The sequence below is a fragment of the Gordonia sp. ABSL11-1 genome (assembly GCF_030315685.1).
Classification (GTDB): Bacteria; Actinomycetota; Actinomycetes; order Mycobacteriales; family Mycobacteriaceae; genus Gordonia.
Window position 1 is genome coordinate 285,443 of record NZ_JASXSI010000005.1, and the last position, 21,853, is coordinate 307,295.

The 21,853-nt window shown below is 66.4% G+C and carries 24 protein-coding genes, 4 tRNA genes and 5 pseudogenes; 22 read left to right on the forward strand and 11 right to left on the reverse strand.

Annotation, left to right across the window (positions count from 1 at the left end; translation table 11 throughout):
- Nucleotides 1-121 precede the first annotated feature (121 nt).
- Together QSJ19_RS08420 and QSJ19_RS08425 are read left to right on the forward strand one after the other, a co-directional pair.
- Nucleotides 122-316, forward strand: coding sequence for a ferredoxin (locus QSJ19_RS08420; protein ID WP_286319615.1), 195 nt, complete (start codon nucleotides 122-124; stop codon nucleotides 314-316).
- A 10-nt stretch (nucleotides 317-326) separates the two neighbouring features.
- Nucleotides 327-1,481, forward strand: coding sequence for an NAD(P)/FAD-dependent oxidoreductase (locus QSJ19_RS08425; protein ID WP_286319616.1), 1,155 nt, complete (start codon nucleotides 327-329; stop codon nucleotides 1,479-1,481).
- Nucleotides 1,482-1,515: 34 nt separating this feature from the next.
- Here the strand turns inward: QSJ19_RS08425 and QSJ19_RS08430 are convergent.
- Both QSJ19_RS08430 and QSJ19_RS08435 read right to left on the reverse strand, forming a co-directional pair.
- Nucleotides 1,516-1,588, reverse strand: a tRNA-Lys gene (locus tag QSJ19_RS08430).
- Between the two features lie 106 nt (nucleotides 1,589-1,694).
- On the reverse strand, nucleotides 1,695-2,156 hold the full coding sequence (locus QSJ19_RS08435; RefSeq protein WP_286319619.1) for a hypothetical protein: 462 nt from the start codon (nucleotides 2,154-2,156) through the stop codon (nucleotides 1,695-1,697).
- A 189-nt stretch (nucleotides 2,157-2,345) separates the two neighbouring features.
- On the opposite strand from QSJ19_RS08435, the gene QSJ19_RS08440 reads away from it, so the two are divergent.
- The 3 genes from QSJ19_RS08440 to QSJ19_RS08450 all read left to right on the forward strand — a co-directional run bounded on the left by QSJ19_RS08440 (nucleotide 2,346) and on the right by QSJ19_RS08450 (nucleotide 2,658).
- Nucleotides 2,346-2,418, forward strand: a tRNA-Glu gene (locus QSJ19_RS08440).
- Nucleotides 2,419-2,466: 48 nt separating this feature from the next.
- A tRNA-Asp gene (locus QSJ19_RS08445) sits at nucleotides 2,467-2,540 on the forward strand.
- 41 nt (nucleotides 2,541-2,581) lie between these two features.
- A tRNA-Phe gene (locus QSJ19_RS08450) sits at nucleotides 2,582-2,658 on the forward strand.
- Nucleotides 2,659-2,785: 127 nt separating this feature from the next.
- On the opposite strand, the pseudogene QSJ19_RS08455 reads toward QSJ19_RS08450, so the two are convergent.
- From QSJ19_RS08455 to QSJ19_RS08470, 4 genes and pseudogenes are all read right to left on the reverse strand, one after another.
- Nucleotides 2,786-3,347, reverse strand: a pseudogene (locus QSJ19_RS08455) (site-specific integrase); the annotation flags it as partial.
- 35 nt (nucleotides 3,348-3,382) lie between these two features.
- A pseudogene (locus QSJ19_RS08460) lies at nucleotides 3,383-3,943 on the reverse strand (hypothetical protein); the annotation flags it as partial.
- 42 nt (nucleotides 3,944-3,985) lie between these two features.
- A pseudogene (locus tag QSJ19_RS08465) lies at nucleotides 3,986-5,364 on the reverse strand (IS1380 family transposase).
- 177 nt (nucleotides 5,365-5,541) lie between these two features.
- Nucleotides 5,542-6,912: an MFS transporter gene (locus QSJ19_RS08470; RefSeq protein WP_286319621.1), complete on the reverse strand. Its 1,371-nt coding sequence runs from the start codon at nucleotides 6,910-6,912 to the stop codon at nucleotides 5,542-5,544.
- Nucleotides 6,913-7,092: 180 nt separating this feature from the next.
- Here QSJ19_RS08470 and QSJ19_RS08475 point away from each other — a divergent pair, with 180 nt between their 5' ends.
- The 3 genes from QSJ19_RS08475 (at nucleotide 7,093) to QSJ19_RS08485 (ending at nucleotide 8,912) form a co-directional block, all read left to right on the forward strand.
- The gene (locus QSJ19_RS08475) at nucleotides 7,093-7,554 is read left to right on the forward strand and encodes a MarR family winged helix-turn-helix transcriptional regulator (RefSeq protein WP_286319623.1); all 462 of its coding nucleotides are present in this window, start codon (nucleotides 7,093-7,095) and stop codon (nucleotides 7,552-7,554) included.
- Between the two features lie 19 nt (nucleotides 7,555-7,573).
- Nucleotides 7,574-8,050, forward strand: coding sequence for a nuclear transport factor 2 family protein (locus QSJ19_RS08480; protein ID WP_286319625.1), 477 nt, complete (start codon nucleotides 7,574-7,576; stop codon nucleotides 8,048-8,050).
- A gap of 304 nt (nucleotides 8,051-8,354) precedes the next feature.
- A complete protein-coding gene (locus QSJ19_RS08485) occupies nucleotides 8,355-8,912 on the forward strand; it encodes a TetR/AcrR family transcriptional regulator (RefSeq protein WP_286319627.1) in 558 nt (185 codons plus the stop codon).
- Nucleotides 8,913-9,020: 108 nt separating this feature from the next.
- Here QSJ19_RS08485 and QSJ19_RS08490 read toward each other — a convergent pair whose 3' ends face one another.
- A complete protein-coding gene (locus QSJ19_RS08490) occupies nucleotides 9,021-10,220 on the reverse strand; it encodes an MFS transporter (protein WP_286319629.1) in 1,200 nt (399 codons plus the stop codon).
- Nucleotides 10,221-10,299: 79 nt separating this feature from the next.
- On the opposite strand from QSJ19_RS08490, the gene QSJ19_RS08495 reads away from it, so the two are divergent.
- Nucleotides 10,300-10,659, forward strand: coding sequence for a MerR family transcriptional regulator (locus tag QSJ19_RS08495; RefSeq protein ID WP_286319630.1), 360 nt, complete (start codon nucleotides 10,300-10,302; stop codon nucleotides 10,657-10,659).
- Nucleotides 10,660-10,744: 85 nt separating this feature from the next.
- Here QSJ19_RS08495 and QSJ19_RS08500 read toward each other — a convergent pair whose 3' ends face one another.
- From QSJ19_RS08500 to QSJ19_RS08510, 3 genes are all read right to left on the reverse strand, one after another.
- Nucleotides 10,745-11,293: a DNA-processing protein DprA gene (locus QSJ19_RS08500; protein ID WP_353507128.1), complete on the reverse strand. Its 549-nt coding sequence runs from the start codon at nucleotides 11,291-11,293 to the stop codon at nucleotides 10,745-10,747.
- Between the two features lie 96 nt (nucleotides 11,294-11,389).
- Nucleotides 11,390-11,572: a hypothetical protein gene (locus tag QSJ19_RS08505; RefSeq protein ID WP_286319631.1), complete on the reverse strand. Its 183-nt coding sequence runs from the start codon at nucleotides 11,570-11,572 to the stop codon at nucleotides 11,390-11,392.
- The gene (locus QSJ19_RS08510) at nucleotides 11,559-11,747 is read right to left on the reverse strand and encodes a hypothetical protein (RefSeq protein ID WP_286319632.1); all 189 of its coding nucleotides are present in this window, start codon (nucleotides 11,745-11,747) and stop codon (nucleotides 11,559-11,561) included. The genes QSJ19_RS08505 and QSJ19_RS08510 overlap by 14 nt, the downstream gene beginning before the upstream one ends.
- Nucleotides 11,748-12,034: 287 nt before the next feature.
- Between QSJ19_RS08510 and QSJ19_RS08515 the strand changes: the two are divergent.
- The 4 genes and pseudogenes from QSJ19_RS08515 (at nucleotide 12,035) to QSJ19_RS08530 (ending at nucleotide 15,188) form a co-directional block, all read left to right on the forward strand.
- Nucleotides 12,035-12,777: pseudogene (locus tag QSJ19_RS08515) on the forward strand (SDR family oxidoreductase).
- 205 nt (nucleotides 12,778-12,982) lie between these two features.
- Nucleotides 12,983-14,242: a hypothetical protein gene (locus QSJ19_RS08520; RefSeq protein WP_286319633.1), complete on the forward strand. Its 1,260-nt coding sequence runs from the start codon at nucleotides 12,983-12,985 to the stop codon at nucleotides 14,240-14,242.
- Nucleotides 14,239-14,814 (forward strand): DUF3558 family protein, encoded by a 576-nt coding sequence (locus QSJ19_RS08525; RefSeq protein WP_286319634.1) that lies wholly within the window; start codon nucleotides 14,239-14,241, stop codon nucleotides 14,812-14,814. The genes QSJ19_RS08520 and QSJ19_RS08525 overlap by 4 nt, the downstream gene beginning before the upstream one ends.
- Entirely contained in the window at nucleotides 14,811-15,188 is a 378-nt protein-coding gene (locus tag QSJ19_RS08530) for a hypothetical protein (RefSeq protein WP_286319636.1), read from the forward strand. The genes QSJ19_RS08525 and QSJ19_RS08530 overlap by 4 nt, the downstream gene beginning before the upstream one ends.
- A 75-nt stretch (nucleotides 15,189-15,263) precedes the next feature.
- Here the strand turns inward: QSJ19_RS08530 and QSJ19_RS08535 are convergent.
- Nucleotides 15,264-15,818: pseudogene (locus tag QSJ19_RS08535) on the reverse strand (LysR family transcriptional regulator); the annotation flags it as partial.
- Here QSJ19_RS08535 and QSJ19_RS08540 point away from each other — a divergent pair.
- The 9 genes from QSJ19_RS08540 (at nucleotide 15,747) to QSJ19_RS08580 (ending at nucleotide 21,769) form a co-directional block, all read left to right on the forward strand.
- Nucleotides 15,747-16,052 (forward strand): hypothetical protein, encoded by a 306-nt coding sequence (locus tag QSJ19_RS08540; RefSeq protein WP_286319683.1) that lies wholly within the window; start codon nucleotides 15,747-15,749, stop codon nucleotides 16,050-16,052. The pseudogene QSJ19_RS08535 and the gene QSJ19_RS08540 overlap by 72 nt on opposite strands.
- A gap of 158 nt (nucleotides 16,053-16,210) precedes the next feature.
- Nucleotides 16,211-17,458 (forward strand): hypothetical protein, encoded by a 1,248-nt coding sequence (locus QSJ19_RS08545; protein ID WP_286319637.1) that lies wholly within the window; start codon nucleotides 16,211-16,213, stop codon nucleotides 17,456-17,458.
- Between the two features lie 146 nt (nucleotides 17,459-17,604).
- The gene (locus QSJ19_RS08550) at nucleotides 17,605-18,042 is read left to right on the forward strand and encodes a hypothetical protein (protein ID WP_286319638.1); all 438 of its coding nucleotides are present in this window, start codon (nucleotides 17,605-17,607) and stop codon (nucleotides 18,040-18,042) included.
- 4 nt (nucleotides 18,043-18,046) lie between these two features.
- Nucleotides 18,047-18,418: a hypothetical protein gene (locus QSJ19_RS08555; protein ID WP_286319640.1), complete on the forward strand. Its 372-nt coding sequence runs from the start codon at nucleotides 18,047-18,049 to the stop codon at nucleotides 18,416-18,418.
- A 74-nt stretch (nucleotides 18,419-18,492) separates the two neighbouring features.
- Nucleotides 18,493-18,780 (forward strand): hypothetical protein, encoded by a 288-nt coding sequence (locus QSJ19_RS08560; protein WP_286319641.1) that lies wholly within the window; start codon nucleotides 18,493-18,495, stop codon nucleotides 18,778-18,780.
- 180 nt (nucleotides 18,781-18,960) lie between these two features.
- Nucleotides 18,961-19,371, forward strand: a complete 411-nt coding sequence (locus tag QSJ19_RS08565; protein ID WP_286319642.1) for an STAS domain-containing protein — start codon at nucleotides 18,961-18,963, stop codon at nucleotides 19,369-19,371.
- A gap of 76 nt (nucleotides 19,372-19,447) precedes the next feature.
- Nucleotides 19,448-20,491, forward strand: a complete 1,044-nt coding sequence (locus QSJ19_RS08570; RefSeq protein ID WP_286319680.1) for a hypothetical protein — start codon at nucleotides 19,448-19,450, stop codon at nucleotides 20,489-20,491.
- On the forward strand, nucleotides 20,488-21,090 hold the full coding sequence (locus QSJ19_RS08575; protein WP_286319644.1) for an NUDIX hydrolase: 603 nt from the start codon (nucleotides 20,488-20,490) through the stop codon (nucleotides 21,088-21,090). The genes QSJ19_RS08570 and QSJ19_RS08575 overlap by 4 nt, the downstream gene beginning before the upstream one ends.
- A gap of 130 nt (nucleotides 21,091-21,220) precedes the next feature.
- Nucleotides 21,221-21,769, forward strand: a complete 549-nt coding sequence (locus tag QSJ19_RS08580) for a YceI family protein (protein ID WP_286319645.1) — start codon at nucleotides 21,221-21,223, stop codon at nucleotides 21,767-21,769.
- Nucleotides 21,770-21,853: the final 84 nt, after the last annotated feature.

The following is a 21,853-nucleotide window of genomic DNA, read 5'->3' on the forward strand; positions in this document are numbered from 1 at the left end:
ACAGTCGTGAGTGGGGGATTCGGCGGATAGTCCAGTGTTTGTGAGCTGTGTCCCGGTGAAGATGACAACAGACGGCACGTCGGTGCGCAGTCACAGCCGACCAGGAGAAGGGAACCGACCCATGAGTCATGTCCACGCCGACCGCCCCGTGTGCGAGGGCATCGGGATGTGTGAGACCCAGGCCAACGAGTACTTCCAGATCGGGGACGACGGCGTCGTCGACGTGGTGACCAGCGACATCCCCGACGGGGACCGCGCGTACGTCCGCGCGGCCGTCGAGTCGTGTCCTGTGTCGGCGCTGCGGATCGTCGACTGACGAGATGCCGATGGCCACACAGCACGTGCCAGGTCCCCTCGTCATCGCCGGGTCGTCGCTGGCCGGTGTGCGGGCGGCGGAGGGTGCCCGCGCTCACGGGTGGACGGGCGAGATCATCATGGTCGGTGCCGAGCACCACCCGCCCTACGACCGTCCGCCGTTGTCGAAGGCGCTCCTCGGTGCCGCCGACGAGCCGACCGTACCTGTCCTGCGCCATCCGGACAGCTGGGAGGAGCTCGGCGTCGAACTGCACGGTGGCACAGCCGCTGTCGGCATCGACGTCGATCGGCGACTCCTGATCACGTCCACCAGTGAGATCGCCTACGGCGCACTGGTGATCGCCACAGGCGGCGCGGCACGAACCGTCGTCGGCCTCAGCGGATTCGACAACATCCACACGCTCCGCACCTTCGACGACGCGGTGCGCGTGCGCGCCGCACTGGACACCGCGCGCCGGATCGTCGTCCTGGGCGCGGGATTCATCGGCTCCGAGGTCGCCTCGGCGGCAGTCGCTCGCGGGATCGACGTGACCATCGTGAACGAGTCGGCCACACCACTGAGGCGCAGTGTCGGACCGCGGGCGTCGGGCGCGCTCGCTGATCTGCACCAAGGAGCGGGTGTGCGGCTGATCACCGGGACGCGAGTGGTCGATATCTCTTTGCGCGCGAACAGAATTCGATCGCTGATCACCGACGACGGTGACGTCCTCGACGCCGACGCGGTGTTCGTCGGGATCGGATCGGTTCCGGCGTCGGGATGGGTGCCTGCCGGCGACATCGCCGTGGACCCGCCGACCCGGGCCGTCGTCTGCGACTCCGCGATGGCCACCAGCGCTCCCGCGATCTGGGCGGCCGGCGACGTCGCGACGGTGTCCGGACGCGTCGGCGGGCACTGGACGTCGGCGTCCGACCAGGGATTCGTCGCCGGAGCGAACGCGGTCGGGGCGCAGCGAGTGCACGACGGCATCCCCTTCGCATGGTCCACCTGGTACGGCCATCGCATCCAGATCGTCGGGGATACGGCCGGATCGGTTCTCGAGACCGTCGACGATGACCTGATCCTGAGTCACCGTGACGGACGCGTCGTCGGAGCGGTGGGGATCGATACGCCGGGGCGGATCGCGCGACTGCGGCGGGATCTGGCGAACACGGCGGCGGCAGCGTGACGGGCGCGCCACGACGCCAGCTTTCGTGTGACAGTGCCCCCACCAGGGCTCGAACCTGGGACCTGCGGATTAAAAGTCCGTAGCTCTACCAACTGAGCTATAGGGGCCGTGCCCTGCGGACAGGGCGTCGACGAGTTTACAGGCAGGGGCGCGGCCGACAGAGTGGGCCCGCCGATCGGACGACCTCGATTCCCGACGTGGTGGCGGCAGGGATCAGGACCGGCCGTCGACGATGCCGGATCGGGTGCCGCCCACGCGCATCGCGTGTCGCATCTCGGTGATGGTCGAGACGACGACCAGGGTGTCGACCGGGCTGCGGTCGGTCTGCAGCCACGACTGGTCACAGCTGACGGCCAAGGCCTGCTCCGGGTCGATCGCGATCCCGCCGACCTCGTTCAGCGCCGCGAAGACGGTCTGCTCTGCCGCTGTTCCCGGGTCGTGGAAGACGATCGCCGCAGGCGCGATGTCGACGCGCACACCGGAAGGGTCGATGTAGGCCGTCCCGGTGGACGCTCGCTGGTCTACGAGCGACGCATCGTCGTCGGCGTCGAGATCGTCGATCGGCACCGGGAGCAGATGTCGAGCGACGAAACGGCCCACCGTCTCACGGTCGAACGGCGTCATCCCCATGACGTCGTCCGGGTCGACCGGGCGCACGAAGAGTTGTTCCCCCATCGCTCTTGCATATCATGAACCCCGGATGGAAGGGAGCGAAGGCCTCGTCCGGAACCTCGTGGAAACGTCGCTGTCACCGACGCGCTCGCCGGAGTCCGAAAATCACCCCCGACCTACTGATTTGTGAATTGTTCGGCGAGTGTCCTAAGCTGAGTCGGCTCCCAACGGAGAACTCCTTACGGAGAACCGGCCCCCTTCGTCTAGCGGCCTAGGACGCCGCCCTTTCAAGGCGGTAGCGCGGGTTCGAATCCCGTAGGGGGTACGCTTGTCCGGCCCCTTGCGGGGCCGCGGGGAGCGGATAACAGAACATGGCCCTGTGGCGCAGTTGGTTAGCGCGCCGCCCTGTCACGGCGGAGGTCGCGGGTTCGAGTCCCGTCAGGGTCGCAACACATGTGTGCGATTGGCATTCGGTTCGGGTGCTGTCCGGCCAGGTAGCTCAGTTGGTACGAGCGTCCGCCTGAAAAGCGGAAGGTCGCCGGTTCGATCCCGGCCCTGGCCACCACGAGAACCACCTGGCGTCGGGTGGTTCTTGTCGTTTCATGGGGCAGCTCGTGATCGGCCCCATGTCACACGAGGTGACACTGGGTTGCTTTTTCGTCCGGCGGCTCCCCAAGGGGACACGGGATGTGTCACTTCGCGTCCTTCTTCTTCCCGGTCGTGATCGGGCCGAGCATGTCCGCCGCGTCGGCCAGCGCGTCATGGTCCGAGTGCGCATAGGTCCGCAAGGTGAACCCGGCATCGTGGTGCCCGAGCCCACACGGCGGTCACAACTACGCGGACGCCGTTCAGGTGCCTCAGAGTCGCGCACGAGTGACGCGCATCGTGCAGTCGAACGATGGGGAGACCGGCACCGGCGAGCGCCTTGCGCCACGCGGCAGTGAGGGTGTCGGGGTGTGGCGCCGCTCCGAGACCGTCCCGACCACCTAGTAGCCGCTGTCGATCCACTTCGATCCGAGGGGAGCTTCGCCTCCTTCTGCCGCTTCCGAACACGACGCAGCGCGGCCGTCAGATCGTCGGGCATCGGCAGCGTTCGGACACTGCTCTTCGCCTTCGGTGCTCCGGTCGTCGCGCCGCCCGCTGTGGACAGCCGCGCTCGTCACCGCGAGGGTCTCGGCGTCGAAGTCGACCGCGTCACGCGGAGATACCGAGAATCTTTCCTCTTCTCAGCCCGAGAGCCGACAGCCGCCAGGCGGGGATGGGTGGCGTCAACAAAGCCTTTACTGCACCTAAAGCAGTTCGCGCAGTCGCGCCGCGTCCTCGAAGTCCTCGCGGAACTGATCGAGTGTGGCGAGCGTGTACATTCCGTCAATCTGGTTGGTGACCCACAGTTTGTGGATCTTCCGCAGGTCCGAGATGCGGTTCTTCCATCCGATCCCGTCGATGACCGCTGGGACGAACTGCCGCGGTGTCCGTACCTCGGCCATCTCCTCGATCTCGCGGACAGCGTCGGTCAGCCTGGAGCCGGTGGAGTCGAAGCCGTTCGCCGCGACGACGATCTCTGCGGCGCCGGAGTTCGGGATCACCAGGTCGCACGGCGCGGTACGATCGTTCCGGCCAGTGAACCGTGTCCGCGTCTCGTAGGGCAGGCCAAGATCCTTGGCGACCGCTTCGATCTCGTCCTCGACGTCCCTCCCCTGCCGACTCGCAGCGGCGGCTGCTGCGCGGGTACCTGCTCGTGCGATCAGCACGTCGGCGGTTCCGTACTGCTGGTGCAGCTGCGCGTTCGCCTGCGACACCAGGTTTTACGCAGCGTCCATCCACCCGATCAGCTCGGCAGCGAGCATTCTCACCTTGGTTCCTGGTTGTTGGTCGGCAGTGGAGTATGTGTGTCAGGTGACGGTGATTGCGCCGCGCCACAACTGAAGAAATGGCACCGACCAGGGCCAAGCGGTCGGTAGATGCAGGATGGGTGTGCGGGCAGGTCTGGCCAGGCGGGCGGGTATCGCAACGATCCGGCGGCGTAAGGTGGCGCCGCGAACCCGGCCGTGGCTGCCAGTGAGGATTCGTGCGGCTCGGAGCACGTTGTGGGCGATGGCAGCGCAGATGACCCAGGCGCTGTTGGCACCGAACTTTCCTGACGGAAGGTGGGCCAGTGGCCCGTTGATGAGGTTCGGCGGACACGGTTTCAATGATCGCGTGTTTACGGTGGGTGATGTCGGCGGCATCGACCGGTTCGTCGTTGTTGGTGAAAAACGGGTGATACCGCCACACCGGGAACATTGCGTCGGGATAGTTGGCGTCTTTGATGCGGCGCACGATCAGCCGGGCGGTGACCGGATGTTTGCTCGATTCGACAGCGGTGTAGGTGGTTTCGGCGACTTCGGCATCAGATATCCATGTGCTGGTGTCAGGGTCTTGCACGGCTCCGGGGTAGTTCACGGGGGTCCACGCGTCGTCGTCGATGGCTTCGATGGCGGCTACGATTTTGGTGTTCTTGGTCATCACGACCGAGAATTGAACCCCGGCCCGAATGCAGGTTCGTACCACTGCGCTCGACCCGTAGGCACTATCCCCGCCAACGATGATGGTGCCGGTGGCGCCGACGGACCGGGCGGTGGTGATGGCCTGGGCCACCATCCGCCGGCACCCTTACCCGGCCCGGTTTTACCGGCCCGCAACTGGATTCCGGCGACCGCCGGAGCGGCTTGGTCGGTGCTGAGCGTGGTCGCCAACGGCGAGTCCCTTGCGCAGGATCTGTTTTCCGGCGATTTTGGTGTGCTCGTAGGAGGCGCCTTGTTTGGGGCGTGGCCGTAGACCGGACGTAGCAGCGAGTCGATATCGATGTAGGTCCGCTCGCTGGCGCCGGGCAGCAGATCAACGCGTCCAGTGAGCGCGCGCAAGTGTGCGGTGAGGACCGAGTCGAGTTGGCGGGCATGTCCGAAGGTGAACTCGCGCAACGTTTGTCCGACTGTTGCTGGGGCGTACACCCCGGTGAACAGCGTTTTGTGGCCGCCGGCTGGTAGGACTTCGATGTCATCGATACAGTCGGCTCCCGCACATTCCGGCGATGATCGTGGTCAGTTTCGGTGCCATATTCGCTGCGGCCGAGGCCACCGACGTCGAGGTGATCGACACCTTGTCCGCCAGCAACTGCTGCAGGCCGGTGCGCTCAGCCAATGCTGGGACCGGGGACCAGGCCAGCGTGCGAGACCAGATTGTCGTCGTTGAGCGCTACCGAATCTGGACCGAACGTGTGGGATACTTTCACTGAAAGTGCCCTTTCTTGAACTGTGTGATTGATGTCTCGACAACACCAATCATCCCAGTTCAGAGGGCACTTTCGCTATCGCGGCACCCGCAAAAACCCAGGTCAGTCCACGGATCCAGGTTTAAGACGGGCCACGGTTGACGAACGTGGCTGCGAAGGGGTGGGACACGGGCGGCTTCATGGGCTGGCGATCTTCGATCGGGTGGGGAGGGTGAGGCAGAGGATGGTGCTGAGGATGAGTGCTGTGATGATGCCAACGGTGCTGGTGGTCAGGGCTGGGGTGTAGCCGTTGGTTGCGGCGATGCCGAGGAAGGTGGAACTCAGGGTGGCGACGCCGAGGGCGGCGCCGAATTGCTGGCTGGTGGTCCAGATTCCGGACGCTGATCCGGCGTAGCGCGGCGGCACGGTGGACAAGAACAGTGTGGTCAGGGGCGGCATGACGAGGTTGATGCCCATGCCGAGGACGAACAGTCCGGGTGCCAGCAGCCAGGGGTTCACGTCCCCGTCCGCCGTGGTGGCGGTGGCGAGGACGGCGGCGGTGCCCAGAGCGCCCAGCAGGGTGCCGGCCATGACCGTGTAGCGGCCGAAGCGGACGGTGAGGACGCCGACGAATCCCGCGGTGGCCAGGCCTCCGGCGCAGAACGCGATGGTCACGGTGCCTGCGGCCAGGGCGGTATAGTGCTGGGCGTCTTGGAGCCAGAGGATGAACACGAGCAAGAAGCCGCTGAAGGCGGCGAAGGCGATCATCTGCACCAGAAGGGTCACGGCGCTGGTGCGTTCGCGCAGGATCGTCAGGGGCAGCAGGGCTCCGGCCCGGCGAACGGGATTGCGGTGTTCGCCGAGGGCGACCGTTGCGACCGCGGCGATTCCGGTAGCCAGGAGGAGCCAGGTCCAGAGCGCCCACTCGTAGGTGCGCCCTTCCAGCAGCGAGAACACGATGGCGACCAGTCCGAGGGTCAGGCCGGCGGCGGGCAGCCATCGCGGTTGGGTGGCCTGGGGCGCGTGGTTCTCCGGGATCAGCCATGCCCCGAGGCCGACGAGGATGAAGGCGACGGGCACGCTGAGCCAGAACACGGCCCGCCAGCCCAGTGCGGCGACATCGGCGGCGATCAGCAGCCCTCCGAGCAGGAGACCGCCGGCCTGCGCGATGCCGGCGATGACCCCGAACAGGCCGAGCACGGTGGCTCGCTCCCGCCCCTGGAACAGGGTGTAGAGGCTGCTCATCACCTGCGGGGCCACCAGGCCCGCCGCCACTCCCTGGGCCGCCCGGGCGGTGATGAGCTCGCCGGGGCCGTGCGCGAGCGCGGACCAGGCCCCGGCGAGTGCGAACCCGGCCAGGCCGATCAGGAACATGCGCTTGCGCCCCCACAGATCGCCCAGCCGGGCAGCGGTGATGAGGACGATCGCGAACGCTAGCAGGTAGGCGGTTGCGATCCAGCCGACCTGCGAGGGTGTGCCGCCGAGGTCGGTCTGGATCGCGGGCAGTGCGACGTTGACGATCGTGACGTTGAGCAGGTCGAGCATGAAGCCCAGCACGAGCACGACCATGGCAGCCCATCTCCGCGGATACCGAACAGCGCCAGGATCGATAGAGGCAGTCGCCGGACTGGTCATAGTGATGCTCTCCTTGTGCCGAGTACCATCGTCATCACGAGATACTCACTCCACCGTTTATCTCGTCATGACGAGTATGTCGTCATAACGAGAGATTAGAAGAAGGGTCGCGACATGGCAACCACGTCCGCCACGCAGTCCGAGACCGTCGACCGGATCGCCGCCGCCGCACAGCGGTATGCGGCGGCATCGGCGCGGATCGATCAGATCGCCGCCGACACGGTGGGCTTGACACTGAGCACGTGCGAGGCGAACTTCATCAACCTGCTGCGCCTGCATGGCCCGCTCACCCCTGGCCGGCTCGCCGAACTCACCAATCTCACGTCCTCGGGCACCACGACCGGGGTGGTCGATCGGCTGGAGACGGCCGGCTACGCGGCCCGGGAGCGGTGCACGAAGGATCGTCGCAAGGTCATCGTCTCCCTCGATGACCAGCGATTCCATGCCGAGGACGCCGCGCGTAGGCAGCGCCTGAGCGCAGTCCTGTCCGGCTACGACGACGCCCAGCGCGCCACCATCGCCGACTTCCTGACCCGCCTCGCCGACGTCGAGGCCACCGTGGCCACACCCTCATGACGCGATGTGAAGGACCAGCATGAGCAACCAGCCCCGCAGTCTGCTCGACCTGCTCGCCGCTGAACGCGAGATCAACGCCAACCACGTCCGCTTCTTCGAGATTGCTGACGCCTTCGAGCACCACCGATTCGTCGAGTGCTTCACACCCGACGCGTTCATCGAGTACACGATCATGCCCGGACCACCACAGCGGTTCCACAGTGCACACGAGTTCGCCGCCTTCATGTCCGCCGGCGGACAACGAGGCCAGCAAGCCGTGGCTCACGTCGCCGGGCAGCACGTGGTCCGCTGGCACGACGACCGACCCCACCTGTCCGGATACGCGACCGTCTGGCACTGGACGGCGACCCACGACCACGCAGGCAGACACCGACCCGCCGACTGGACCACCATCGGACGCATCGAAGACGACTACCAGAACCTCGACGGGCGCTGGCTCATCTCCCGACGATCCGTCTCGCGCGCCGCCGGACTCATCGCCACCGGCGCCATCTGAACGAAGCCGAGCGAAGCTGAGGCAGATGCCGATCGGCGACGTGCCACATGCCGGTAGCCGAACTCCCGCCCTACCGCTGGCCGCGTCACCGCCCGCCCAAGCGTCGGCGTCGGCGTCGGCGCCGAACCTGAGCGAACAAGTGGCTTGGCTGGGCGAAGAGGGACGCGAAGCCTTGCCGGATGAGCTCACGAGGCGCGGCCCGTTATCGAACCGTCCTCGCCCGAGCGCCGATGACAGGGCACGTCGTTCGCGGTGGGCTGCCGACGACTCATCTCAGGCGCGTGCTTGCCTGGTGGTGAACGGGGTGACGGCGAGTCGGGCCAGGCCTCAGCGCGGCGGCGAGGACGAGCCCGATGGTCAGTGTTCGGTCGGTCATCGTGCCGGCGGCGGTTCGGCGTCGCTGGAGGCGATCGCGCAGCGGGCCGGGGTGTCCATCGCGACCCTGTACCGGCATTTCCCGGTACTGGCTTCCCTGATCGAGGCGGTCCTGCGCGAGGACAACGCGGCCCTGGTCTCCGCGGGCGAGCGGTTGGAGCGGGAGAACGAGCCGCTGGAGGCGCTACTGGCCTGGATCGAGAAGGCCGTGGCCTCATGCAGCAGGTTCCGGGGCCTGGCCGAGGCGCTGATGGCCGGAAGGCACGAGGACGACAACCCGCTCGCCGACGCCTGTCACGCGAGGGAGGCGTGCGGCACCGGACTGCTGGCCGCCGCTCAGGCGGCGGGCGGTGTGCGCCCGGACGTCACCTCCGCGGACCTCTTCGACCTGATCGGCGCCGCCGCTTGGCTCGCCGAGACCGGAGGAAGCGACAACAGGCTCCTACGCCTTGTGCGCCACGGCATCCTCACCGTCCGCGACTCGTGAACACGTCGCGGCCCGCTGCCGATACCGGAAGGATCACCGGATGGCTGCGACCGTCACCGCTGGTACGGGCGTGAGTCGACGGTTCGTCGCTGTGCTGTGCCGACTGGCTCAGGTGTCGCTCGTCGCGGGTGGCGCGGGTCGCAGCAGGATCAGCAACAGGGTCCCTGCCGCTGCCGCGCTCACAGCTGCCAACGTGAGCGTGCTCTGGCCGTGACCGAGGATGAGGCCGCCGAGGGTGGCTCCGGCGGCGACGCCGAGGTTGAGGATGGTGACGACGATGCTGCCGGCCAGTGGCCGGAAGGCGGGGGTGGACAGGCGCAGCACGCGGGCTTGCAGGATCGGGGGGAAGGCGCCGATCGCGAGGCCCCAAAGGGCGGTGCCGGTCGTGAACACGGCGGGCCGCCCGTCCCCGAGCAGGAGCAGCAGCAGGCCGGCGCAGACCAGGAGCGCTGCCGCGCCGATCGCGGCCCGCGGGTAGCGGTCGGCGGCGAAGCCGGACACGACGACCCCGACTGCGCCGGCGAGGCCGAACACCAGCAGCAGGCCCGGGATGGCATCCCCGGCCAGTCCACCGAGTCCGGTGGTCAGGGTGGTGATGTAGGTGAACGCGGTGAAGTGCCCGACCAGCACCAGCCCGCCGGCGACGGCCATGGCGAGCACGCCCAGGGCGCCGCGGGTCCAGACGCCGCCGGCCTCGGGGGCCGCGGCGGCGGCGCGCGGCAGGACCAGCCAGGTGGCGGCGGCGGTGAGCAGCAGGATGATCGACAGCCCGGCGAACACGGCCCGCCAGTCGGTGAGGTCGGCGAGGAACGCCGCCAGGGGCAGGCCCGCGAGCCCGGCGAGAGTGGGACCCGAGAGCACGACCGCCAACGCGCGACCGAGCCGTTCCGGTGCGACGAGGGAGGCGACGTAGGAGACGACCAACGCCCAGAACAGGCCGTGCGCGGTCGCCGCTACGATCCGCCCGACCAGGGCGAGCGCGAACCCGGGTGCCAGGGCGGTGAGCAGGTTCGCCGCCGCGACCACCACCAGGCATCCGGTCAGCAGCGCCGTGCGCGGTACCCGCAGCGTGGCACGCACCAACGGGATGCCCACGACGGCGATCGTCACCGCCCAGGCACTGACCAGGACCCCGATTGTGGACTCCGACACGCCCAGCCCGACACTCATCTGCGGCAGCAGACCCGAGGGCAGCATCTCCACCGTCACCGTCCACAGCGTCGCCGCCGTCAGCACGCCCAGGACCGGCCACAGGCGCCGGGGTGACTCGGTGGAACGGGGCGGCGAGACGGTCGAGCGTGCGGGCATGCCGCTACGCTAAACATTGACATCACTGTGAAGGTCAAGCCCGGCGGCGACCAGCGCCCACAGCGGGAAGGAACCGTGCATGAAGATCGGCGAGGTAGCAGAGCGCACCGGCGTCGCGCCCCGGATGCTGCGCTACTACGAAGACCAGGAACTTCTCAGTCCGGGCCGACATCCCAACGGGTACCGCGACTACACCGCGACCGATCTGGGACAGGTCCGCACGATCCGCGACCTGTCCCGCTCGGGAGTGCCCATCCGGTTCATCAAGATCGTCCTCGACCGTCAGACCGGTGCCACACCCTGGACCAGCACCTGCGACGACATCCTTGCCGGCATGGTCCGCGACCAGATCATCGTGCTGGACACCAAGATCGCCTGCCTGACCACCAGCCGCGACGCGCTGACCCAGTTCCTCGCCGACACCCGCCGCAACGAGTAAAGGATCCGCGTCGCGTCGACGGGGAGTGCCCGCCGGACGAGCAAGGGACATGGCGGGCGTGCCGAACTCCTGTCGGACCGCCCGGTCATAGGGAGGGGCCGAGCGAACCAGGAGACTCGCGCCGGTGCTCAAACCCTGAGGTGATCTCCGAGCGGCCCAGAGTTTGGCCAACTGGACGGTCGGCATCGAGCAACTCCCTCACGTCGCTGGCTTCGGTGATGAGTGAGGCGATGCCTTGCTTGATGGGCTGGTTGGAGCCCGTGCTAGCCGCGCTGGTCACCGGGCCGGGCACCGCGCCGATGCCTCGTCCGAGGTCCCGCGCTTGCAGAACCGTGGTGATCGAGCCGGAGCGGACGCTGGCCTCGGGGATCACGGTCGCGCCCGAGAGCGCGGCCATCAGCCGGTTGCGGGCGATGAACCTGTTCCTGGTCGGCGTCGTGCCGGGCGGCAGCTCACTGAGCAGGAGTCCCACGTCCCCGACGCGGTTCAGCAGCTCGCCGTTCCCGCTCGGGAAGCGCCGATCCAGGCCGTTGGCCTGCACGGCGACCGTCTGGCCGCTGGCCGCAAGCACGGCACGGTGCGCGGCAGCTTCGATGCCGTAGGCGCCGCCCGCGACGACAAATGCGTTCCTCATCGGCCATGCCGGCTGCCAATTCGGCGGTGACTTGCTCGCCGTAACTGGTCGAGGCGCGCGCGCCGGTGATCGTGACCCGATCGCTCAGCGCCGTGGTCAGGGACGAGGTCGCCCGCGCGTCCACAGCACGTAGGGGGCGCGCTCGCTCAACTCGTTCGACGCGGCGGGCCAGTCACGGTCGGCGGGAATGAGCGTGCCGAAGCCCTGCTGCTCGGCCTGTGCGATCCGGTCGAGCAAGTCCGAACCGATCCGCGCGGTCAGGCGTTCACGCCAAAGCACCGCGTCCGCTCGTCCAAGGCCGAGCACCGGCTCGTCGGACTCGCAGCCGCAGCGTCTCGACACCGCCGAGGTGGGCGAGGACGTGGCCGGTCGCTGGGTCGCCGGGTTCGGCGATCATCGACAGGACGATCCGTGCCGCCCGCTTGCCCTGCGCCTGCTCGGTCAGCCTCGCCATGATCGGTGCCCTCTCTACTCGACGGTCACCGGCGAGGTACGCGACCACCTGCCGCACATGGGGTTCCGCATGTCGAAGGACGGTCGTAAACTCGTAGGTGAGGCAGGTTCTCCAACTACGCGGGTCCTTCGGGACGGCCCCTTGCGGGCACTCGGTTCATAGCCGCCTCCACGACGGAAGTTCGTCGCGCTATGACGAGATGAAAGAGGCCCGCAATGCTCCGCCACTCACTGGCACTCAGCGCCCGCGCATCTCGACACCGCTCCGCAGCGTGAAGGGGTGTCGGCATGAGCGGCGAACTCACGGGACCGCGAGCCCTGGTCACCGGGGCCTCTACCGGGATCGGCGAGGCCTGTGCCCGTGTCCTCGCCGACCGTGGAGCGACGGTGACCGTCGCCGACATCGACGACGTAGGTGCCAAACAGGTGGCCTCCGACCTCGGCGGCCGGGCGTGGCATGTCGATCTCTGTGACACCGCGGAGCTGGACTCGCTCGAGCTGACGTCGACATCCTGGTCAACAACGCGGGTTTCCAGTCCGTAGCACCCATCGAGGAGATGTCGCCGGACACGTTCCGGCGAATGCAACGGCTGATGGTCGAGGCGCCGTTCCTCCTGATCCGTGCGGCACTGCCCGGCATGTACGACCGCGGGTTCGGTCGGATCGTGAACATCTCATCCGTTGACGGCCTACGGGCCTCCGCCTTCAAGCCGTCGTATGTGGCCGCGAAGCACGCCCTCGAAGGATTGACGAAAACGACTGCGCTGGAAGGTGCCTCGCACGGCGTAACCAGCAACTGCGTGAACCCCGGGTACGTCCAGACCGAGTTGGCGACCAAGCAGATCGCCGACCAGGCGCGCGTCCACGACATGGACGAGGTCATCGAGAAGATCATGCTCACCGAGAGCGCGGTCAAACGACTGGTCCGACCGGACGAGGTCGCGTCCCTGGTGGGCTGGCTGGCCTCCGACGACGCGGCGATGGTCACCGGGACGTCGTATCCGATGGACGGCGGGTGGAGCGCTCGATGACCGCGCATGCCGGACCCCGACCCCGCAGCTGCGGGGCGGCGAGGGTGAAGGGGTAGCGGACGGATGGCCGTGTGACCGTGATCATGTCGTGCTGTCCCCAATTCTGGTGGCGATCGAAACGGATGGAACCGTTTACCCGTCGGATGCGTCCAACTCTGTGCAGGGGTTGACGGGGAGCATCGCTCCGATGAGACGTGGGGGATGGATGGGCGAGACACTCAAGGCTGACCCGGAATGGATCAGCGGTCTGGGCAACTATGTGCTGGCGTTGAACGGTAGTGCGTGGAAGGCGGTCAATCTGGTTGGTGCGCATGCGCAGTCGACGGGCGAGTTCAAGGGGTTGATGTCGGGGCTCAAAGGTCCGGTGGACACTCTCCACGGCGCGACGAGGACTCGCATCGAGAAGGTGCCGATCGCCCTCCAGGGCACAAGTGTGAACCTGAAGCAAGCGGCGTGGGACTACACCACGGTGGATCACGACGCTGCACTCGGGATCAAGCACACGCGAATGCAGACGTACAACTCCAATCCGTTCATTCCGCCTATCGAGGTCCTCTCGGGTCGGGCGCCGAATCCGGTGATCTCATACGAGGAGGTCGACGACGTTCCCGGTACCCGCGCGTATCCGAGCCCGCGCGAGGTCGAGGTGGCCCCACCGCCTGCGCAGAGTGTCGACTGGCGAGCCGTGATCGACGGCGCTGCGGGGTGGTTGAGCGATGCAGATGGTGCTATCGAGGACCTGACCGGATGGAGCCCGATCAAGGCGGCACTCGACCCCGTGGCCGGTAACTGGATGGAACTCAAACGAATCGGACAAACCTACGGTAAGACTGGTAGCGCTTTCGACATCATCGCGGGCGATCTGTCCACTGGTCATCGCGAGGTCGACGATCACTGGAACGGACGTGCCGCACAGGCATACACCGGTTACACGACCGACATGGTTCGCGGGCTCAATTGGGAGGGCTCGGTCGGGCGACTTCTGGATAGAGGTTTGGCGCTGGCAGCCGATCAACTGCAGAAAGCTGCCCAGGAGATCATTCGTCTCGTCAAAGAGGGACTGGGCCGGTTGGTCAAGGTCGATAACGTCACAGACGTCCTGAAATTGGTCTCCAAGTGGGTCCCGTATGTGGGCACCGCGGCTGCGATCGAGCAGGTTCGAGGGCTGTTGACCGACGTCTGGAACGCTACGAAGGTGCTGCTCGACGAGATCAGACGCGGAGTGGAGGCGCTGAAGACCTTCATCGCCTTCTGTCAGGATCCGATCGGCTTTGCCACGGGGAAAGCGGAAGGCAAGGTGAAGGAGGAGTTGAAACCGTTCACCGACGCCCTGGACAAGGTCGAAGGCCGGGTTCAGTTGGGCTATGACATCGGAACGGCCACCCAGCTAGACCGTCCCGGTCGAAGGCCGTCCGACGCGTACGACCCGGGTCAAGGTGCAGTACTACGAGAGGACGGTCAGTGACCAAGCGAAAGATGCTCGGAGCGGCGATGCTGGGACTGGCGACGATGGTGACAGCGGCGGCGTGTGGGGACGGTGATAAGGCCTCCGAGCCATCCGGGTTGGGCACCTCGACCGCCGTGGCATCGGTCCCTGAGGCCGACCACAACCATTCCAACCCGACGTCCTTCACACCTCAACGGTTCTGTGAGATTCTCACGCCCGACGACGTGGCACCGTTGACCGACGGGAACGTGACAGACTCACCGTCGACGAGCAACTTCCGTGGGCTGCCCGGATGCAAGTGGCCGGTGCAGAACGGATACGGATGGCTCGAGGTCGATGTCTTCCACCCCGTCGATGTTGATGCTCTTCTGTCTGTCGCCAAGGCCCGGTATCCCGTTGGCGGGGGAACGGGGTACCAACAGCTGAGCGCAGATGGCACAAGTTCGTGTCAGGCATTGGTGCAAACTCCGCGAATGCCCAAGGGATACGTTCTCAGGGTCAACATGAATGGTTCGAACGACCTGACAAACAATTTGTGTACAAAGTCCGCTCCGCAAACGGAGAAAGTCCTGAAAGCGCTGGGTTGGTGAACCAGCCAAGCGGATTCGAGGAGGCGTTCCGGATCCTCGAATCCGCGATGGGTGATCTCGGAACCGCCGTCAGCCGATCGCAACAGATTGAGTTCCCGGATGTCGTGGTCGATACGGGCAGGAATGACGACGGGTCAGAGCCCTCTCCGGACCCCGGCCGAACCGACGACCACCTCGCCGACCTCCGACGATGGGCGACCGACGAGAACGCCCGCAACGCCGAGTTCGCGCGTCGGGTGGATGAGGCGATCGATGCCGAGTTCGACGACCTTCGCGGCGGCTGGTTACCCGACGGGCGCCGCGAGGAGATCATCGAAGATGTTCGCGCACACATGCTTGCGCAGTTGCGCCGATTCGGTGGTGGGACGTCGTAGCGGCACTGCGCGCGAGTGCGAGGGCCGGCCGCTGTCGCCTGCTGCTCACGGGAGCGCTCGCCGTCGGAATCCTCCGAAGCAGATCAACGGGTGCGTGGTGAGATCGTCGGCGGATGCCGGTGTGGGATTCTCGGCGAGATAGGTGCGCGACGTGTAGAGCCCCAACCGATAGTCGGCGAGACGGATCGCCTCCGCCCGATGGACGTGGGGTTCTCCGACGACGACCTCGATGTCGAGTCCGGTGCGGTGCTGCGACGCAATCCTCGTCGCGGTCACGATCTCGACGCTGACTCCGGGATGTCTGCGGCGTACGGCCACCACGGACGGCGCGGCGAGGTAGGCGGAGAAGCTGTCGGTGGCCGACATGCGCACCACTCCGCTGAGTGTCGGTGAGCCGTCGATGTCGGTCTCGAGCCTGCGGACGGCACCCTCGATCTGTTCGGCCGCGGCGAACGCCTGCCGGCCACGGTCGGTGAGCTCCCAGCCGGCCGCACCACACGCCAGAACGCGACCGCCGACGGCCCGCTCGAGCGATTCGATCCGACGCGCCACCGTCGTGTGGTTGAGACCGAACACGTCGGCTGCGGTGGTGAAGCGTCCACTCCTGCCGACCGCGAGCAGCACCAGCAGGTCGTCGGAACTGAGCTAGTCAGACGGCACATCTGCACTATCGCAGATGCGATCCGCCGTTTCGGCCGCGGCCGCAAGAAGCTGCTGCAGTTCAGCCTGATCCTCGTCGGCGCGGCCACCTTCCTGATGGGCTGTCTGCCGACCTTCGGTCAGGTGAGCTACTGGGCACCCGCACTGCTGGTCGCGCTGCGCCGGGAGACGGTTTCCGCTACGGCTGCGGGGCGGCGAGGGTGAAGGGGTAGCGGACGGATGGCCGTGTGACCGTGATCACGTCGTGCTGTCCCCAATTGTGGTGGCGATCGAAACGGATGGAACCGTTTACCCGTCGGATGCGTCCAACTCTGTGCAGGGGTTGACGGGGAGCATCGCTCCGATGAGACGTGGGGGGACGGATGGGCGAGACACTCAAGGCTGACCCGGAATGGATCAGCGGTCTGGGCAACTATGTGCTGGCGTTGAACGGTAGTGCGTGGAAGGCGGTCAATCTGGTTGGTGCGCACGCGCAGTCGACGGGCGAGTTCAAGGGGTTGATGGGCAAGCTCAAGGAACCCATCGACAGTCTGCACACGGCAACCAAGACGCGGATCGAGGAAATCCCACCTGTCCTCTATGGCACGAGTGTCAACCTGAAGCAAGCAGCGTGGGATTACACGACCACCGATAGCGAAGCCGGTCTCGGATTGCGGCACACGCGGACCGAGACCTACAACAGCAATCCGTTCGTTCCGCCGATCGAGGTGCAGCTGGGCCTGGTCCCCGACCCGGTGGTCACCTACGAGCAGGTCGACGACGTCCCGGGAACTTACGGCTTCGGGGATCCGCGCGCCGTCGACGTTACGGCACCCGCCAACGAGTCGGTGAACTGGAACGCCATCATCGAGAGTGCGGCGGGGTGGCTGGCCGACGCCGACTCGGCGATCGCGAGCCTGACCCACTGGAGTCCCATTCAGTCGGCCGTCGAACCGGTTGCGGGAAACTGGATGGAACTCAAGCGAATCGGCAAGACGTATGGGAAGGCTGGCAGCGCATTCGACATCATCTCCGGTGACCTGGGTACCGGGCACCGAACGGTCGACACCCATTGGGACGGTAAGGCCGCGGTCTCGTACTCGTCCTACAGTGCAGATCTTTCGCGCGGGTTGAACTGGGAAGGGTCGGTCGGCCGTCTGCTGGAACGTGGCCTCACGATGGCCGCGGACCAACTCGAGGCAGCCGCGAAGGCACTCATTGCCCTGGTGCAGAAGGGACTGTCCCGACTCGTGAAAGTCGACAGCTTCGAGGGCATTCTGAAGCTGGCCGCCAAAGCCGTCCCCGGAGCCGGAACCGCCGCCGCCGTGGCCGAAGTGACTCGTCTGCTCGCGGAAGTGGCCATAGAAGCGAAAAGGATGATCGTTGAGATCAACAAGGCCATCGACGCGCTCACGACCTTTGTCAGCTTTTGCAAGGATCCGGTAGGTTTCGCCACGGGCAAAGCCGAAGGAAAGGTGAAGGAGGAGTTGAGACCCTTCACCGACACATTGGACAAGATCGCATTCGCGAACGACGTTGCCACAGCTACCGAGATCGACCGCGTGACACAACAGCCGAGGACTGCTTACGACCCGGGAACGGGTCCGGGAATCTGGGAGGATCAGCCGTGAGGATCGTTGCCGTGACCATCGCCGTGGTGACTCTGCTGTTGGCGACGACTGCTTGCCGTGGGGCAACTGACGTCGACGGATCATCGTCCAGTGCGACGTCGCCGGCGACCGCGTCACCGGCGCAGTCCCCGACCGAGCAGGCGCCCGTGTCCGAGGACGGCGAACCGCCGACCACGATGACCGCAGCGCAGATCTGCGCATCGTTGACGCCTCAGGACATGGCGCCTTTGACCTCGGGAACGGTGACCGACAAGCCCCAGCCGACGATGAACTTGGGTCTGCCCGGCTGCAAATGGCCAGTGGAGAACGGCTACGGGTGGTTGGCGATCGATGTGTTCAAACCGGTCAGCGTCGATGCGGTTCTGACGACTGCGGTCAGCCAGTACAAGGTCGGTGACGGAACCGGCTATCAACAGTTCGACGATGACGGAACCACGATGTGCCAGGCGCTGGTACGTACGCCGCGGACTCCGGACGGCTATCTGCTCGGCGTGAAGATCGATGGAGCCGGGGATGGTTCGGCTAATCTGTGCACCAAGTCTGTTCCTCAGACCGAGAAGGTGCTCGAGGCGCTGAAATGGTGACCAGATGACGAACACCGATAAATTCGACGCGGCATTTCGTGCGCTCGAGTCGGCGATGGGTGATCTCGCCACTGCGTCCATCCGGGCCGAGAACATCGAGTTCCCGGACCTCACGTTCGAGTCGCCGGTCATCGAGGCCGACCACACTCCGGACCCCGGCCGAACCGACGACCACCTCGCCGACCTCCGACGATGGGCGACCGACGAGAACGCCCGCAACGCCGAGTTCGCGCGTCGGGTGGATGAGGCGATCGATGCCGAGCTCGACGACCTTCGCGGCGGCTGGCTACCCGACGGCCGCCGCGAGGAGATCATCGAAGATGTTCGCGCACACATGCTTGCGCAGTTGCGCCGATTCGGTGGTGGGACGTCGTAGCGGCACTGCGCGCGAGTGCGGGGGCCGCCCGCTGTCGCCTGCTGCTCACGGGAGCGCTCGCCGTCGGAATCGTCGTGGCGACGCTCGGACCCGGAAACGAAGTGGCCGACGACGTGGCCGATCCTGGCACGAGTGTCGGGGAAGCGCTGTCTCTGCTCCCGGAGTCGTTACCGGAGGGCGGCGAGGAGGCGCTCGATGACCTCACGTCCGCGATGGCGCGTCTGGACGCCGCCGTCGAGCGATCCCGGTTGCAGTTCCCGCCTGAATCCTCCGAGGGTGACGAGCATCGCCCTCGTGTGACCATATGGCTTGTGTGCGCGACGATTCCGGTCGTACCCCGGGTGGTGACGATGGCGGCGTGAGTCGCGAGACCGGCGCGCCGTTACCGTTCCGGGATCTGCCGTATCGGTGTGGTGTCACCGACACCGCGCGGACTCCCGTTGTCGCAGGACGGCGGTAACGTCATCGTCACCGTCGGGATGTCGAGCCAACGCAGCCCGCGGTGTCCGGCAGCAGCATCAGCGCGACGATCGGCGGAATCCATGACCAGTGCCCCCATTGCCCCGCTCCCGACAGACGTCGACCCGGCCGTCGATGTCCTCCGCATCGGTGGGCTGTCCAGCAGCCGACCGCGTAAGGCGTTGTACGACTCCATTATCGAACGCGAGTCCGCCGGACGGGTACGCGTGCGGCTCGCCGGTGAGATCGATCTGCTCGCCGTGGCCGATCTGCGGGCCACTCTCGACGCGGCGACGGCCTCGGCGCGCCAGGTGACTGTCGACCTGGCGGACGTGACATTCATCAACACCCGTGCGGTCGGAGTTCTCGTCGACTATTCGTCGGCGCACCAGGGTCGTATTCGCGTCTGCGGTGCACACCGTTCGACCCGGCTCTTGTTCGAGTTGTTCGGCGCAGTCGAGATGTTGTCCGGAGACCTGCATCCGGCCCGGTGATCTCGTGATCTCCTGAAATCGCATTCCCGTGCCCGTTTCGGGCGATACTGCTCCCATGACAGACCGCGCCAACGCCGTGGTGGTCCGCAGCATCTACGGGACCGCGGCCGTCGAGTGGTTCCTGATCTTCGCCATCGGGACGATCCTCGTCACGCGCCTCTACCTGCAGCTGACCGGATACCCGCAGGTCGGCGGCGGCACCCTGCACATCGCACATGCGCTGTGGGGTGGTGCGCTGATGATGCTCGCGTTGGTGGTCGGCTGGTTGTTCCTGGGGCCGGCGACGCGAATCACCGCGATCATCATGGGCGGCATCGGTTTCGGACTGTTCCTCGACGAGGTCGGCAAATTCGTCACCAAGGACAACGACTATTTCTATGGTCCGTCCGCGGAGATCATGTACGTGTTGGTCGTCCTCATCCTGTTGATCAGCAGGATCGTGCGGGACGTCAAGAAGCCGACAGTTGCCGAGTCGATGGCCAACGCGGCCACCATCGCCGCCGACGGCATCTCTCACGGGTTGCCCGCCCGCCGCCGCCGACAGGCCGTCGAGTTCCTCGACGTCGCGTCCGCGCGCGGTGCAGACCCCGTTGTCGTCGAACACATCCGGGGTCTGCTCGACGCGAGTCAGGATTCGCCGGACCGGCTGATGCGTCTGCGCGACCGTGCCACGGCCCTCATTCCCGGCATGTTCCGCAGTCCCCGGTGGGTGACGATCGTCGGCTGGCTTCTCGTGGTGAGTTCGGTCGGCACGTTCGTCGTCGGCATCCTCGGCTGGACCTTCAACAACCGCGACATGGGCGACGTCGCGTTGTATTTCGAGATCAGCCGCAATACGAAGGCCAGTTGGATTCTGTTCATCAGCGGTGTCGCCACGCTGGCGCTGTCGCTGCCCGCGATGATCGCCCGTCGCCGGACCGATCGGGTCTGGCCACTGCGGTCGCTGCGCCTGGCCGCGCTCGTCTTCACCCTGACCAACGCCCTCGTCGACTTCGCACTCGAGGGTTTCGGTGCGCTGTTCAACCTGGCGATCGGACTGTTCGCGCTCGCCGTCATCACCTATCACCTCGGAGCGCGGGTCGCCGCGCCGGACGCCGATCGTGATCAACTGAGGGTGTGAGCACTCTCGATCGCGCAGCCGTCACCGCCCGCGTCTCCGGCTTCGAACGGCGTGCCGCCGACCTCCCGGACGCGCGCGCTGCCGCCGTCGCCATCACCATCGCCGAGCGCGACGGTCGGCACGGGATCTGGCTGACCAAGCGTCCCGCGACGATGCGACGACACGCCGCGCAGTATGCACTCCCTGGCGGACGGCTCGACCCCGGTGAGAATCAGCCGACGGCTGCTCTGCGTGAACTGCACGAGGAGATCGGGATTAACCTGCCCGCCGACAGCGTCATCGGCATGCTCGACGACTACCCGACGCGGTCCGGTTTTGTCATCACGCCGGTCGTCTGCTGGTCCGACGGCACACACATCCCGGATCCCAACCCCGACGAGGTGTCGCAACTGTTCTTCGTGACCTTCGACGAGTTGATGGTCGAGCCGCGATTCCTCACCATCCCGGAGTCGGACCGGCCGGTCATCCAGCTCCCCATCGTCGGGGCGCTCGTACACGCACCGACGGCCGCGGTCATCTATCAGTTCGCCGAGGTCGTCCTACGTGACCGGCACACCCGGGTCGACGGGTTCGAGCAGCCCGTCTTCGCCTGGCGCTAGAAGCCGGCAGGAAAAATCCCCACAACCGGGAATGGAATCGGACCATAGTCCGTTTACAGTGGTGTTGGGCCGCGACGGCCCACGGACCAGAACCTACGAACACAGTTGAAGTTCACCTGGAGGAACCACCATGACCACAGCAGTCTCCGCTCCGATCGCCGCCGGCACCTGGACCATCGATCCCGCCCACTCGGCGGTCGCGTTCTCCGTCAAGCACCTGATGGTCAGCAAGGTGCGCGGCAACTTCGAGTCGTTCTCCGGCACCATCACGGTCGCCGAGGACGGCACCCCGGCCGTGCAGGCCGAGATCGACGTCACCTCGATCACCACCGGCAGCGAGCAGCGCGACGGTCACATCAAGTCCGCCGACTTCTTCGATGCCGAGAAGTTCCCGAAGGCGACCTTCGTGTCGACCGGGGTCGCTCCGAAGGGTGACGATTACATCCTGACCGGCGACTTCACCCTCAAGGGCGTCACCAAGTCCGTCGAGCTGGCGCTCGAGTTCAACGGTGTGAACCCCGGCATGGGCCACGGCCCGGTTGCCGGCTTCGAAGCCACCACCGTGCTCAACCGCAAGGACTTCGGCATCGACATCGACATGCCGCTCGAGGGCGGCGGCGTCGTCGTCGGCGACAAGGTCACCATCACCCTCGAGATCGAGGCAGGCCAGCCGGCCTGATCCCGGTCACCTGACCCGGCGGTCCGCCGATCCCGGCCACAGCGTCGGGCCCGGGCCGTCCGAACAGAGAGCCGACACCGCGCG